The sequence below is a fragment of the Pseudomonas sp. R1-1 genome, assembly GCF_051132135.1.
In the GTDB taxonomy this organism is placed as follows: Bacteria; Pseudomonadota; Gammaproteobacteria; order Pseudomonadales; family Pseudomonadaceae; genus Aquipseudomonas.
Map to the genome: position 1 here is coordinate 4,592,728 of NZ_CP071663.1, position 12,826 is coordinate 4,605,553.

At 58.9% G+C, this 12,826-nt stretch carries 15 protein-coding genes; 8 read left to right on the forward strand and 7 right to left on the reverse strand.

The window, feature by feature from the left end; all coding sequences use genetic code 11:
- Positions 1–230 precede the first annotated feature (230 nt).
- Both J3P75_RS20540 and J3P75_RS20545 read right to left on the reverse strand, forming a co-directional pair.
- On the reverse strand, positions 231–635 hold the full coding sequence (locus tag J3P75_RS20540; protein ID WP_434707974.1) for a DUF2177 family protein: 405 nt from the start codon (positions 633–635) through the stop codon (positions 231–233).
- A 45-nt stretch (positions 636–680) separates the two neighbouring features.
- Entirely contained in the window at positions 681–1,517 is an 837-nt protein-coding gene (locus tag J3P75_RS20545; protein WP_090282275.1) for a CvfB family protein, read from the reverse strand.
- Positions 1,518–1,857: 340 nt separating this feature from the next.
- Between J3P75_RS20545 and J3P75_RS20550 the strand changes: the two genes are divergently transcribed.
- From J3P75_RS20550 to J3P75_RS20560, 3 genes are all read left to right on the forward strand, one after another.
- Positions 1,858–2,046 (forward strand): hypothetical protein, encoded by a 189-nt coding sequence (locus J3P75_RS20550; protein WP_016985943.1) that lies wholly within the window; start codon positions 1,858–1,860, stop codon positions 2,044–2,046.
- Between the two features lie 202 nt (positions 2,047–2,248).
- Entirely contained in the window at positions 2,249–2,965 is a 717-nt protein-coding gene (locus tag J3P75_RS20555) for a TorF family putative porin (protein WP_208938304.1), read from the forward strand.
- A 77-nt stretch (positions 2,966–3,042) separates the two neighbouring features.
- Positions 3,043–3,912, forward strand: a complete 870-nt coding sequence (locus J3P75_RS20560) for a DUF6279 family lipoprotein (RefSeq protein ID WP_434707975.1) — start codon at positions 3,043–3,045, stop codon at positions 3,910–3,912.
- Between the two features lie 120 nt (positions 3,913–4,032).
- Here J3P75_RS20560 and J3P75_RS20565 read toward each other — a convergent pair whose 3' ends face one another.
- Positions 4,033–4,425, reverse strand: coding sequence for a transcriptional regulator (locus J3P75_RS20565; RefSeq protein ID WP_434707976.1), 393 nt, complete (start codon positions 4,423–4,425; stop codon positions 4,033–4,035).
- A gap of 174 nt (positions 4,426–4,599) precedes the next feature.
- On the opposite strand from J3P75_RS20565, the gene J3P75_RS20570 reads away from it, so the two are divergent.
- Positions 4,600–5,334, forward strand: a complete 735-nt coding sequence (locus J3P75_RS20570) for a DUF899 domain-containing protein (protein WP_434707977.1) — start codon at positions 4,600–4,602, stop codon at positions 5,332–5,334.
- 73 nt (positions 5,335–5,407) lie between these two features.
- Positions 5,408–5,683, forward strand: coding sequence for a hypothetical protein (locus tag J3P75_RS20575; RefSeq protein WP_434707978.1), 276 nt, complete (start codon positions 5,408–5,410; stop codon positions 5,681–5,683).
- A gap of 52 nt (positions 5,684–5,735) precedes the next feature.
- Here J3P75_RS20575 and J3P75_RS20580 read toward each other — a convergent pair whose 3' ends face one another.
- Positions 5,736–7,076 carry a DEAD/DEAH box helicase gene (locus J3P75_RS20580; RefSeq protein ID WP_434707979.1) on the reverse strand — a complete coding sequence of 447 codons (1,341 nt, stop codon included), beginning with the start codon at positions 7,074–7,076 and terminating at the stop codon, positions 5,736–5,738.
- Between the two features lie 191 nt (positions 7,077–7,267).
- Here J3P75_RS20580 and J3P75_RS20585 point away from each other — a divergent pair, with 191 nt between their 5' ends.
- The gene (locus J3P75_RS20585) at positions 7,268–8,566 is read left to right on the forward strand and encodes a mechanosensitive ion channel family protein (protein ID WP_203421145.1); all 1,299 of its coding nucleotides are present in this window, start codon (positions 7,268–7,270) and stop codon (positions 8,564–8,566) included.
- Between the two features lie 122 nt (positions 8,567–8,688).
- Here the strand turns inward: J3P75_RS20585 and J3P75_RS20590 are convergent, their stop codons facing one another.
- From J3P75_RS20590 to J3P75_RS20600, 3 genes are all read right to left on the reverse strand, one after another.
- Positions 8,689–9,555, reverse strand: coding sequence for a carboxylate/amino acid/amine transporter (locus J3P75_RS20590; RefSeq protein WP_434707980.1), 867 nt, complete (start codon positions 9,553–9,555; stop codon positions 8,689–8,691).
- 334 nt (positions 9,556–9,889) lie between these two features.
- Entirely contained in the window at positions 9,890–10,489 is a 600-nt protein-coding gene (locus J3P75_RS20595; protein ID WP_434707981.1) for an FMN-dependent NADH-azoreductase, read from the reverse strand.
- Between the two features lie 228 nt (positions 10,490–10,717).
- A complete protein-coding gene (locus J3P75_RS20600; RefSeq protein WP_394505981.1) occupies positions 10,718–11,032 on the reverse strand; it encodes a 3-phosphoglycerate kinase in 315 nt (104 codons plus the stop codon).
- A gap of 49 nt (positions 11,033–11,081) precedes the next feature.
- Between J3P75_RS20600 and J3P75_RS20605 the strand changes: the two genes are divergently transcribed.
- Together J3P75_RS20605 and J3P75_RS20610 are read left to right on the forward strand one after the other, a co-directional pair.
- The gene (locus J3P75_RS20605; protein WP_090282261.1) at positions 11,082–12,005 is read left to right on the forward strand and encodes a LysR family transcriptional regulator; all 924 of its coding nucleotides are present in this window, start codon (positions 11,082–11,084) and stop codon (positions 12,003–12,005) included.
- A 14-nt stretch (positions 12,006–12,019) separates the two neighbouring features.
- Entirely contained in the window at positions 12,020–12,823 is an 804-nt protein-coding gene (locus tag J3P75_RS20610; RefSeq protein WP_434707982.1) for an alpha/beta fold hydrolase, read from the forward strand.
- Positions 12,824–12,826 lie beyond the last annotated feature (3 nt).

Consider the following 12,826-nt stretch of genomic DNA (forward strand, 5'->3'; position numbering starts at 1 on the left):
AATGGTCAGAAACAGAATCGGGGATTATTGATCAGGCGCGCGGAAAAAGGCGTCTGGAAAAGACATTTTGTTCTTCAGTGGCGTCAACTTTGAATGGCGGATGGCGGCGCCATCCATCGCCAGCAGGCTGGCTCCCACAGGGGATTTATGGCGAACGCAGTATGGGGGAACAACCACAATCAGGGTGGGAGCCAGCCTGCTGGCGATAGCGGCAGCCGTCACAACATCAATTACCGATTTGAACGACCAAATCGATTCGCCAATAAAAACCCCACCGCACAGGCCACCGCCGTGGCAAACGTCCCCCACGCCCAGTCCATCAGACTCACCTGCACCGACCAGCCGCGCAACGTCGCCCAGTTGGTCAGGTCGTACGTGCCATACGCGATCAGCCCGAGCAACGCGCCCATCTTCGCCGCGCGTCGCCAAGTGAGGGCCGGCAACACCACAAACACCACGCAGCCAAAAACATACAGGCAATAAAAAACCGCTGCGGGGACCAGCAGCGGTTTATCGAGCATCAGCGGCCCGAGCAGTTCGCGATAGGTCGGCGCCATCAACAGGCCGAGCCAGACGCCGTCGAGCAAAAGAAACGTCAGCAGCGTGGCGACGTAAGCGATCAGCGTTTTTTTCATCGAACCGTTTCCCTGTGTGCCCATGGAGCATGGGCCATTCAGGGCTCAGGTTAGTTCAATGCGATCGGCATGGATGACAATCTTGCCTTCCTTGTACAGCGAACCAATGGCCTTCTTGAAGTTGCCCTTGCTCACGCCGAACAGGCTGCTGATCAGCGCCGGGTCGCTCTTGTCGCTGACCGCCAGCGTGCCGCTGTTGTCGCGCAATTTGGCGAGAATCTTCGAGCTCAGGCTGCTGGCCGCTTCCTGACCGACCGGTTGCAGGCTCAGGGCAATCTTGCCGTCGGCACGCACTTCCTTGATGTAGCCTTTCTCGAGCATGCCGGCGCGCATGAACTTGAAGATTTCGTTCTTGTGGATCAGGCCCCAGTGCTTGTTGTTGATGATCGCCTTGAAGCCCATGTCGGTGGCTTCGGCCACCAGCAAATCGACTTCCTGGCCCGGGCTGTAGTTGGCCGGGGTCTTGTCGAGGTAGCGATCCAGACGCGCTGTGGCGGTGATGCGGCGGGTGTGCTTGTCGAGGTAGACGTGCACCACGCAGTATTCGCCGGCGGTCATCTGGCGTTTTTCTTCGGAGTACGGCAGCAACAGATCCTTGGGCAGACCCCAGTCGAGGAACACACCGATGCTGTTGACCTCAACGACTTTCAGGCTGGCAAACTCGCCGACCTGGACTTTCGGTTTTTCTGTGGTCGCGAGCAGTTTGTCTTCGCTGTCCAGATAAACAAAAACATTGAGCCAATCTTCATCTTCGCTGGGAATATCCTTGGGGATATAACGGTTGGGCAGAAGGATTTCGCCGTCGGCACCGCCATCCAGATATAAACCGAAGTTAGTGTGTTTAACCACTTGCAAACTGTTGTAACGCCCGACTAAAGCCATTTTCCAGAACCCTCATTGCGTGGGCGGCATTCTACCCGTTTTTGGCGTGAGCGTCGGGCGACAGATCGGCGCGCCACGTTTAATCTGCGCAAGGCCTTGATTTGCCTCGCTGGCAGGCGGACCACATGCCATTCGTCAGGCCAACGAGGCCACGTTCGAGTGAATATTCAACGCTTGCGTCAGATAAATCTTCTTATTTAAAACAGCAGGTTAGACGACTATCTCAGAGATCGAAGCGATAATAATGCAGCGCTGCGGTCGGTTATTCCGAAGGATATTTACCAAGCAATTGTCAAGTTATTCCTGTACGATGCCTGGCCGAGTTACTTTCTACAGGTTAATGGCCGCCATGCGTGTAAAAGCATCCACCAGCAAAGCAAAGCCAGCTCCAGCCGTTGAAACCAGCGAATCGATCAATGATCAGATCGCCGCGTTCCTCAAGTCCGGCGGTGAGATTCAGCAAATTGCCAAAGGCGTCAGTGGCCAGACATTCGGCCCGTCCAAGCAGATCAGCCTGGGCAAGAAGTAATACCCGGTTTTACCCCGTCCAGAGGCGCTTTGAGCTTCGAAGCGTCTGGACTGGCACCGCGCAATCCCCTCCGCATTAAACAAAAATCCCTGAAAATCGACGAACGGCCTTCAATGCCGAGCATTCGCCGGTATCCTTGCACGCGTCTAGATCAAGCGTTTCAGTAGGCACAGCCCTGCCCTCGCGGTTCATGGAGTGACGCATGCGCCCATCTTCCTGTTTATTGCTCGTCAGCCTTTGCGCCAGCGCGTCCGCGCCTGCGCAGGTGTTTCAGCGTGAACTGGGCGACTTCGACCTCAAGCTCGGCACCACCCCGAGCCGCAGCATGGCTCAGGGTCTGGTCAAACCGGCGGCGGTCGGCTCGTTCCACGGCGGCCTCGACCTGAGCCACGACAGCGGCCTGTATGTCGGCCAGTACGCACCGAGCATGGGCCTGACGCCGGGCAAGGATCTGGAAATCGATTCCTACGTTGGCTTCAAACAGCCTTTCGATCAGGTCCTCGGCTACGAAGTCGGCATGATCCACTACAGCTATCCCAGCGTGGATACCCTCGACAGTCAGGAACTGTTTGGCGGCCTGACCCTGCTCGGCAGCCGTTTCGGCGTAGCCCTCAGCAACGACCCGGATAAACAGAACAACACGCTGTTTGCCGACCTCGGCGGCAATCAGCCGTTCGGCATTGGCGTCAGCATGAAATACACCACGCATCAATTGAACACGCCGGTGGCAGTAGACGGCGGCTACGTCAGCAGTTTTACCGATTGGTCAGTGAAGTTGTCGCGGCCGTTCATGGGCGTCGACCTCGACCTGATCTACAGCAATTCCAGCCTCAGCGGCGACGATTGCTCGGCCTATTCCGGGCACAACAGCCAGTGCGATGGCCTCGTCACCCTGAAAGCCGCACGCGCGTTCTATTGATCGGCTGAACTGCCGCGCGCATCCTGCATCACATAAGAATCAGATTTCCGACGCCAGGCTCTCGCAAGGATCTGCCCATGTCTCGCTGGTTCAGACACATCGCTGCCTTATTGATCTTCACCCTCGCCCTCAGCGCCTGTAGCCGTGTCGGCCTGGCCTACCGCAATCTCGACGTGATCATCCCGTGGACGCTCGGCGATTACCTGGACATGAACGGCGAGCAGAAAGACTGGTTCAACGAACGGCTCAGGGAACATCTGAGCTGGCACTGCACCACGCAACTGCCCGGTTATCTGGATTGGCTCGATCGCCTGCAAAGCATGGTTGAAAGCAACCAGGTCACCGACGCCGCCCTGCAGGAACGTACCGCCGAAGCCAAACAGGCGATCGCCCAGACCGCTCGGGAAATCACGCCATCGGCCATTGAGCTGCTGCAGGGTCTGGATGACAAACAGGTCGCCGAAATGAACGACGCCTTCGCCAAGGATTTGCGCAAGCGCCAGAAGGAATACGTCGAGCCGCCGGTGGCGCAACAGATCAAGGAACGCGGCGAGCGCATGGAAAAACGCCTCGGCGACTGGCTCGGCCCACTCAGCGACAAACAGAAACAACGCGTGGCGCAGTGGTCCGCAGCCTTGGGTGATCAGAACACCCAGTGGATCGCCAATCGCGCTCACTGGCAGCAGCAATTCAGCGCCGCCGTGGCACAGCGCCAAAGTCCTGAATTTCCCCAACGCATCGAGACGCTGCTGGTCAACCGAGAGCGTTTATGGACGGCGGATTATCGCAAGGCCTACGCCAACACCGAAGCGCAGGGGCGCGCGCTGGCAGTGGACCTGATGGCCGACAGCACGCCGCAGCAGCGCGAGCGCTTGTTGAAGAAGATCGAAGGCGTGCGCAAGGATTTCAATGACCTGAAGTGCCTGAAGGGCGCAAAGAAACCCTGAGAAAACCGAGATCCCCTGTAGGAGTGAGCCTGCTCGCGATAGCGGTGGTTCAGTCATCAGTGATGTGACTGATAGACCGCTATCGCGAGCAGGCTCACACCTACAGGTCAGGTGTTGGCTTCAGGCAATCTGGGCCTTGGACGCCACTTGATCAAACGTCAGCTCATCCAGCGCATCCTCCTGCTCATCCAGCACCTGACGCGGGTGGTCATTGCCCGGAATGCTGCTATCGATCAGGCTGAGCAGGCTCGCACCGCGCGGGGTCAGGACGAAGTTTTCGCCGTTGCCGCCCTCGTCCTCTGGCCGTGGCTCGATGAAACCGCGTTCCAGCAGCAATTTCTCGTATTCGCACGCCTGCGTTTTCAAATGATCGAGATTTTCCACCGGCTCACCCGACGCCGCCATATTGGCCGCGTGTTCCTCGGCATACGGGCGCGGCGTGAAACTGTGCCCGGCGCTGTTCTGCACTTCATGCAGCAAGCGTTCAATCAAATCCCAGTTGTATGTGGTCATCCTGATTCAACCTCCGGTGCGCATCGGTAATGGTGCGTTCCTAGGTTGTGACCGGAGCGGCGCACAGCCGTTCAGCCGCGTTTTCGGCACCGACCGACCGGCGGTCTGTCGATTTGCCCGGCGGTTGAACGACTAGTCTGAAACAGCCAGTTCAACCCCGCAGGAGACATCGTCATGAACGTTGAAAACCATCCGGTGGTATCGCGCGAAGAATGGCTCGCCGCGCGCCAGCAGCACCTGACCCACGAAAAAGCCTTCACCCGCGAGCGCGACCGTCTCAGCGCCGAGCGTCGCGCCCTGCCCTGGGTGAAGGTCGACAAGGCCTACCACTTTCAAGGCCCGAACGGCGAACTGAAGCTTGCCGACCTGTTCGGCAAGCACAGCCAGTTGATCGTCTACCACTTCATGTTCGCCAAGGACTGGCAGCAAGGTTGTCAGGGTTGCTCGTTCCTCAGCGACCACATTGACGGCGCCAACCAGCATCTGGCCCATCACGATGTCGCCGTGGTTGCCGTGTCTCATGCGCCGTTCAGCGAATTCCAGGACTTCAAAAAACGCATGGGCTGGAAATTCGACTGGGTCTCGTCAGAAGGTTGCGATTTCAACTACGACTTCGGCGTCTGCGCACGCACGGCCGACGTCGCAGCAGGAACGGCTACCTACAACTACGAAAAAACCGACAGCGCCGAGGAAGAAATGCCCGGGTTAAGCGTGTTTTATCGCAACGACAAGGGCGAAATTTTCCATACCTATTCAACCTATGCCCGCGGTCTGGACATGCTGGTCGGCGCCTACCACTATTTTGATCTCACGCCCAAGGGTCGCAATGAAGACGAGATCATGGACTGGGTGCGGCATCATGATCGTTACGAAGGGTCCACCACCTCCGGTTGCTGCCATGGCAGCTGAGACAAATGAACTTTTCCCTGCCTCATGCCCTCAACCGCGTAACCCGCCTTAACCGGAACTGAGGCCTGCCCCGATGAAAATCCTGATCAAGCTCACCCTTGCCGCTACTCTCGCCTGCGCCCTGCCCGTGTGGGCCTGCACGCCGGAAGAAGCGACGATCAAACGTGAACAACTGGCGAAGGAAGTCTCCAAGCTCACCGAGCAGAACCCGGCCAAGGCCAAGGAGATCAACGCCGAGTTGCAGAAGATGGATCTGGGCACGGCCAGTGCCGATCTGCCGGACAAGTGCCAGTTGATCGATCAGCGTCTGAAAGAGCTGAGCTCGGCAGAGAAAAAAGCCGATAGCTGAAGGCATAAAAAAACCGGACATCGTCCGGTTTTTTTGTGCGCGTAATAAACGCTTACTCAGCCGCAGGCTCTGCCGGCTTGCGGCGCTTGAGCGGGGCCATGCCGTCGCTGCTCACCAGTGAGTCCGGTTTTGGCCGGTTGGCGCTCTTGCGCTTGGTCGGCGTCTTGGCCGCGGTTTTCTTCTTGTCGCCCTTGGCGTCGGTCTTTTTCTTCTTCACGCCAACAGCCTTGCCCGAGGCCTTGACCTTCTTCGGCCCGCCGTAGGTGCCTTTGACTTCCTTGACGGTGCGGCGCTCGAAGCTCTGTTTCAGATAGCGCTCGATGCTCGACATCAGGTTCCAGTCGCCGTGGCAGATCAGCGAGATCGCCAGACCGTCGTTACCGGCACGGCCGGTACGACCGATACGGTGTACGTACTCGTCGCCGCTGCGTGGCATGTCGAAGTTGATCACCAGATCCAGACCATCAACGTCCAGGCCACGGGCCGCAACATCGGTCGCGACCAGAATCTTCACGCCGCCCTGCTTCAGGCGATCGATCGCCAGCTTGCGATCCTTCTGGTCTTTCTCGCCGTGCAGCACGAACGCCTTGTATTCCTGGGCCACCAGGCGGCCGTAGATGCGGTCGGCCATGGCGCGGGTGTTGGTGAAAATAATCGCTTTCTGATAGGTCTCGTTGGCCAGCAGCCAGTTCACAATCTGCTCTTTGTGCTGATTGTGGTCGGCGGTGATGATTTGCTGACGGGTGGTCGAGTTCAGTTGGCTGACCGCGTTGAGCTGCAAGTGCTCGGGGTTGTTCAGCACCTTGGCAATCATCTCGCGCAGGCCGGAACCGCCGGTGGTGGCGGAGAACAGCATGGTCTGCTGACGGTTCGGGCATTCATCGACCAGACGCTGTACGTCTTCGGCAAAACCCATGTCGAGCATGCGGTCGGCTTCGTCGAGCACCAGCACTTCGACTTCCTTGAGGTCGAGGTTGCCGGCGTTGAGTTGCTCGATCATCCGGCCCGGGGTGCCGATGAGGATGTCCGGGACTTTGCGCAGCATTGCGGCCTGGACCTTGAAGTCTTCACCGCCGGTGATCAGGCCGGACTTGATGAAGGTGAACTGCGAGAAGCGTTCAACTTCCTTCAAGGTCTGCTGGGCCAGTTCGCGGGTCGGCAGCAGGATCAGTGTCTTGATGCTGACGCGAATCTTCGCCGGGCCGATCAGGCGATTGAGGATGGGCAGAACGAAAGCAGCGGTTTTGCCGCTACCGGTTTGCGCCGTCACCCGCAGATCACGCCCTTGGAGCGCCAGCGGAATGGCCGCGGCTTGCACAGGCGTTGGCTCGACAAATTTCAGCTCGGCCACAGCTTTAAGCAGGCGTTCGTGCAGGGCGAATTGGGAAAACACGGGTGCTACCTCGAAGATATGCAAAAAAACAGCTGCATAGGTTACCGGTTTCGAGCGCTCAGGCCGAGTTTCTTTATGCAAACGGGCGCAATCAGTGGTTTTTTTGTTGCCTGATTTGTCTCCAATCGTAATACGCAGCGTCTTAAATGCTCTAATTCCCCCTCGCGTCTTATAGAAGAAACGTTTCGCTTATGGATATCAAACAGCTCTGGCTCAAAGCTCAGGACCTCTGGGGCACCCTCGAACAGCACCCGCTGCTGCAATCGGGACTGGCGCTGATGGTGCTGCTGGTCATCGCCCTCGTCCTCGGACGAGTGGCGCGCTATCTGATCCTGCACGCCAGCCGCATGCTCGGGCGCCAGCCGGCGCTGCACTGGATCAACGACTTTCGTCACAACAAGGTGTTTCAGCGCCTGGCGCAGATGACGCCGTCGCTGGTCATTCAGTTCGGCCTGCATCTGGTGCCCGAGCTGAGCAAAAACGCGATGAATTTCCTTGGCAACGTGGCGCTGGCGTTCACTATTCTGTTCCTGCTGCTGGCGGTCAGCGCCCTGCTCAATGCCCTGCTCGACATCTATGCGCGTACCGAACACGCGCGCACCCGCTCGATCAAGGGCTACGTGCAACTGGCGAAAATGGTCTTGTACGTGTTCGGCGCGATCATCATCGTCGCCACCCTGATCGACCGCTCGCCGCTGTTGCTGCTCTCCGGTCTGGGTGCGATGTCGGCGGTGATTCTGTTGGTCTACAAGGACACGCTGCTGTCGTTCGTCGCCAGCGTGCAACTGACCAGCAACGACATGCTGCGCGTCGGCGACTGGATCGAAATGCCGCAGGTCGGCGCCGACGGCGATGTGGTCGACATCACCCTGCACACCGTGAAAGTGCAGAACTTCGATAAAACCATCGTCTCGATCCCGACCTGGCGGCTGATGTCCGAGTCGTTCAAGAACTGGCGCGGCATGCAGCAGTCCGGCGGGCGGCGGATCAAACGCAGCCTGTTCATCGACGCCAGCGGCGTGCGCTTCATCCGTGACGATGAAGAAGAAAAGCTTTCGCAAGTGCACCTGCTGACCGACTACATGAGCCGTAAGAAAGCCGAGCTCAAAGCCTGGAACGAGGCGCAGGGCAACGTCGCGGCCATGTCGGCCAACCGCCGGCGCATGACCAACATCGGCACCTTCCGCGCCTATGCGCTGGCGTACCTGAAGAGCCATCCGGAGATTCAGCCGAACATGACCTGCATGGTGCGGCAGATGCAGACCACGGCGCAGGGCATTCCGCTGGAAATCTACTGCTTCACCCGCACCACGGTCTGGGCCGATTACGAGCGGATTCAGGGGGATATTTTCGATTATTTGCTGGCGGTGCTGCCGGAGTTTGGCTTGAGCCTGTATCAGCAGCCGAGTGGCGGGGATTTGCGTTCGGGGTTGTTGCCGGCGGTGTTGGGCGCTTCCAGCATTCCCGAACCTGAAAAACATTTGATGTGATTTACAAAACCAATGTGGGAGCCAGCCTGCTGGCGATTGAGGTGTGTCAGTCACATCGATACTGACTGACACTGCGCTATCGCCAGCAGGCTGGCTCCCACAGGGTTAGGTGTGAATCCGGGTTATGCGGTTGCCCGGGATTTTCGGATACCCAACCGGCTAATCCAAACCGCGGCGAGAATCACACTCCCGCCCAGGAACAACCGCCCCAGCTCCTCATGCTGATTCCAGATCAGCAGGTTCAACAACAACCCTACCGGCACATGCAGATTGTTCATCACCGCCAGCGTGCCGCCGTTGACCATGCACGCGCCCTTGTTCCACCAGTACAGACCCAACGCCGTCGACACCAGCCCCAGAAACAACAACACGCCCCACTGCAGCGGCGCTTCCGGCAGGAAGTTGGCTTTACCGAACAACAGGAACGCCGGCAATACCACGGCCAGTGCGCCGAGGTAGAAATAACCGAAGCGCCGGTAATGCGGCAGATCGCTCGGGTGTTTCGCCACCAGATGCTTGTACAGCACCTGCCCCGCCGCGTAAGTGAAGTTGGCCAGCTGCAGCAGCAGGAAACCCATGAAGAAGTCCGGACTGATGCTGTCGAAGCGAATCACCGCCGCCCCGCCCACCGCCACCAGTGCAGCAATCAACGCCCAAGGATTAAAGCGACGGTTCAGCGCGTCTTCGATCAACGTCACATGCAGCGGCGTCAGGATGGTGAACAGCAAGACTTCCGGGACGGTCAGCACACGGAAGCTCAGGTACAGGCAGACGTAAGTCACACCGAACTGCAACGCACCGATCAGCAGCATGCCGCGCATGAACCCAGGCTCCACCGAACGCCAGCGCGTCAACGGAATGAACACCAGGCCGGCCAGCACCACACGCACCAGCACGGCAAAATAACTGTCGACATGCCCCGCCAGGTATTCGCCGATCAGACTGAAGGAAAACGCCTGGATCAGCGTGACAAAAAGTAGATAGCCCATGCTCGCCTCGGAAATCGAATGGCGGCGACGATAGCGGTTTTCGATTCTGCATCCAACACAAATCCCCTGTAGGAGTGAGCCTGCTCGCGATAGCGGTCGTTCAGGCACATCTGCATTGGCTGACTCACCGTCATCGCGAGCAGGCTCACTCCTGCAAGGGAAATTGTGTTGGCCGTCAAATCGTGGGCAAAAAAAAGCCCGATCTCGCTAAAGCGTTCAATCGGGCTACAGCACTCAGGAGCAAAAGTGCAAAGGGAGGTTCGTTGCGCGTAAAGCCTTGAAGGGGTTGCGCCAGGTCACTAGACCATCCAGCGATTATCTGGCGATTAACGTCTCAAGCGACCTGGGACAGTTTGGCGTTGGCCTGATTGAGGCCCTTCTCCTGGAAGTCGCCACCAAGGTTCATGCCCTCGGCGTGAATGAACGTCACGTCGTGGATGCCGACGAAACCCATGACCTGACGCAGATACGGTTCCTGATGATCCGCCGGGCCACCGGCATACACCCCGCCACGCGCCGTGAGGACAAAGGCTCGCTTGTCATTGAGCAGACCTTGCGGACCGGTTTCGGTGTACTTGAAGGTCACCCCGGCGCGCAGGACATGATCCAGCCAGGCCTTGAGCGTGCTCGGAATGGCGAAGTTGTACATCGGCGCCGCCATCACCAGCACATCGGCCGCCAGCAACTCATCAGTCAGGGCGTTGGAGCGGTCCAGCGACGCTTGTTCGATTTCGTTGCGCTGTTCGGCCGGCTTCATCCAGCCGCCCAACAAGTTGGCGTCCAGGTGCGGCACCGGGTTCACGGCAAGGTCACGCACGCTGACCTGATCGTTCGGGTGCGCGGCTTTCCACTGAGCGATGAAGGTCTGGGTCAGTTGACGGGAAACCGAGTCTTGCTGACGGGCGCTGCTTTCGATGATCAGAACGCGGGACATGCTGTGTAGCCTCCATCCGAATATGTTGTAGGTCGATGGAGTGAAGGTTAAACAGGGCTGAATCGATTAAAAAGCGCAATTATCCGCTGTAACCGATCGATAAATTCGTTTATAAGCTAACCCATACCTGTAGGAGTGAGCCTGCTCGCGATAGCGGTCGATCAGCCGACATCATCGGTAACTGACACACCGCTATCGCGAGCAGGCTCACTCCTACAGGGGTTACCGTTATTTCGGGATGCAGGTCAGTTTGATACGCAGCTTGATGATCTCGCGGGTGAACTTGGCCGTGGCGTTCTTATGTTTTCCGGCCGGCACGTCGATGCTGCGCGTGCGCGGCGCTTCCGGGCCGTTGCTGAATACGGCACGACACGTTGCATCAACGTCACCGTAGTTGGCCACGCGGATCGAGCCGATATCGTTATCGGTGTCGAAGGTCTCGTAGTCGATCTTCATGCCGTTGAGGTCTTTCTGCACGTCGATCGGATAAGCAAAGGCCGTCAACGGCAGCAACGCCAGCACCACACAACAGAATTTTTTCATTCGCCGCTCTCCATGGGGAACGGCCAGCTTAGGACAAGAGGAGCTATTGATGAAAGCGCCCCGCGTGACCCTGGATCAATGGCGAACGTTGCAGGCCGTGGTCGACCACGGCGGATTCGCCCAGGCCGCCGAGGTCTTGCACCGTTCGCAATCGTCGGTGAGCTACACCGTGGCGCGCATGCAGGACCAGCTCGGCGTGCCGCTGCTGCGCATCGACGGCCGTAAAGCGGTGCTCACCGAAGCCGGCGGCGTGCTGCTGCGCCGTTCGCGGCAACTGGTGAAACAGGCCAGCCAGCTCGAAGACCTTGCCCACCACATGGAGCAAGGCTGGGAAGCCGAAGTGCGGCTGGTGGTCGATGCGGCGTACCCGAGCGCGCGCATCGTGCGCGCATTGACCGCGTTCATGCCGCAGAGCCGCGGCTGCCGGGTGCGTCTGCGCGAGGAAGTATTGTCGGGGGTCGAAGAAGTCCTGCTCGAAGGCGTGGCGGATCTGGCCATTACCGGGCTGAGCATTCCCGGTTATCTGGGGGCGGAGTTGAGCGATGTCGAGTTCGTCGCCGTGGCCCACCCTGATCACCCGCTGCACCGGCTCAATCGCGAGCTGAGCTTTCAGGATCTCGAGACCCAGATGCAAGTGGTCATCCGCGACTCCGGTCGCCAGCAGCCGCGCGACGTCGGCTGGCTCGGCGCCGAACAGCGCTGGACGGTCGGCAGCCTTGCCACTGCCGCAACGTTTGTCAGCAGCGGACTGGGCTTCGCCTGGTTGCCCCGGCACATGATCGAGCGGGAACTCAAGGATGGCTCGCTGAAGCTGCTACCGTTGGACAGAGGCGGCAATCGCAATTCCAGCTTCTATCTGTATTCGAACAAGGACAAACCCCTGGGCCCGGCCACGCAAATCCTCATCGAGCTGCTGCGCACCTTCGATACCTTGCCGCTGGACGCCCCGTTCGCCGCTCCCGAACAAGCCTGACACGGAGTTCACTGATGGCCTTTTTCGAGCACGATGGTTGCAACCTGCACTACGAAGAACATGGCCACGGTGCGCCGTTATTGCTGGTTCACGGGCTCGGTTCGAGCACGCTGGACTGGGAGATGCAGATCCCGGCACTGGCCGCGCATTACCGGGTGATCGTCCCGGACATTCGCGGTCACGGCCGCTCGGACAAACCGCGTGAGCGCTACAGCATCGCCGATTTCAGCGCCGATCTGCTCGCGCTGATCGAATATCTGAACCTCGGCCCGGTGCATTACGTCGGCCTGTCGATGGGCGGGATGATCGGCTTCCAGCTCGGCGTCGATCAGCCGCAGGCACTGAAAAGCCTGACCATCGTCAACAGTGCGCCACAGGTCAAATTGCGCAGCCGCGACGATTACTGGCAGTGGTTCAAACGCTGGAGCCTGATGCGCCTGCTCAGCCTGGAAACCATCGGCAAAGCCCTCGGCAGCAAACTGTTTCCCAAGCCGGAACAGGCCGACCTGCGACGAAAAATGGCCGAACGCTGGGCAACAAACGACAAACGTGCTTATCTCGCCAGCTTCGATGCGATTGTGGGCTGGGGCGTTCAGGAACGACTTTCCCGGGTGACCTGTCCAACCCTCATCGTCAGCGCCGACCGCGACTACACGCCCGTGGCGCTGAAAGAAACCTATGTAAAACTGCTACCGAATGCGCGGCTGGTGGTGATCGCCGACTCGCGCCACGCCACCCCGCTCGATCAACCCGAACGTTTCAACCACACGCTGCTGGAGTTTCTCGCCGCAGCCGATATTCAATCTCAGGATCACTGACCC

Bases quoted from the DNA above. Each gene is read 5' to 3' on its own strand.
- J3P75_RS20540 (WP_434707974.1), bottom strand. From the start codon at position 635: ATGAAAAAAACGCTGATCGCTTACGTCGCCACGCTGCTGACGTTTCTT.
- J3P75_RS20545 (WP_090282275.1), bottom strand. From the start codon at position 1,517: ATGGCTTTAGTCGGGCGTTACAACAGTTTGCAAGTGGTTAAACACACT.
- J3P75_RS20550 (WP_016985943.1), top strand. From the start codon at position 1,858: ATGGCCGCCATGCGTGTAAAAGCATCCACCAGCAAAGCAAAGCCAGCT.
- J3P75_RS20555 (WP_208938304.1), top strand. From the start codon at position 2,249: ATGCGCCCATCTTCCTGTTTATTGCTCGTCAGCCTTTGCGCCAGCGCG.
- J3P75_RS20560 (WP_434707975.1), top strand. From the start codon at position 3,043: ATGTCTCGCTGGTTCAGACACATCGCTGCCTTATTGATCTTCACCCTC.
- J3P75_RS20565 (WP_434707976.1), bottom strand. From the start codon at position 4,425: ATGACCACATACAACTGGGATTTGATTGAACGCTTGCTGCATGAAGTG.
- J3P75_RS20570 (WP_434707977.1), top strand. From the start codon at position 4,600: ATGAACGTTGAAAACCATCCGGTGGTATCGCGCGAAGAATGGCTCGCC.
- J3P75_RS20575 (WP_434707978.1), top strand. From the start codon at position 5,408: ATGAAAATCCTGATCAAGCTCACCCTTGCCGCTACTCTCGCCTGCGCC.
- J3P75_RS20585 (WP_203421145.1), top strand. From the start codon at position 7,268: ATGGATATCAAACAGCTCTGGCTCAAAGCTCAGGACCTCTGGGGCACC.
- J3P75_RS20590 (WP_434707980.1), bottom strand. From the start codon at position 9,555: ATGGGCTATCTACTTTTTGTCACGCTGATCCAGGCGTTTTCCTTCAGT.
- J3P75_RS20595 (WP_434707981.1), bottom strand. From the start codon at position 10,489: ATGTCCCGCGTTCTGATCATCGAAAGCAGCGCCCGTCAGCAAGACTCG.
- J3P75_RS20600 (WP_394505981.1), bottom strand. From the start codon at position 11,032: ATGAAAAAATTCTGTTGTGTGGTGCTGGCGTTGCTGCCGTTGACGGCC.
- J3P75_RS20605 (WP_090282261.1), top strand. From the start codon at position 11,082: ATGAAAGCGCCCCGCGTGACCCTGGATCAATGGCGAACGTTGCAGGCC.
- J3P75_RS20610 (WP_434707982.1), top strand. From the start codon at position 12,020: ATGGCCTTTTTCGAGCACGATGGTTGCAACCTGCACTACGAAGAACAT.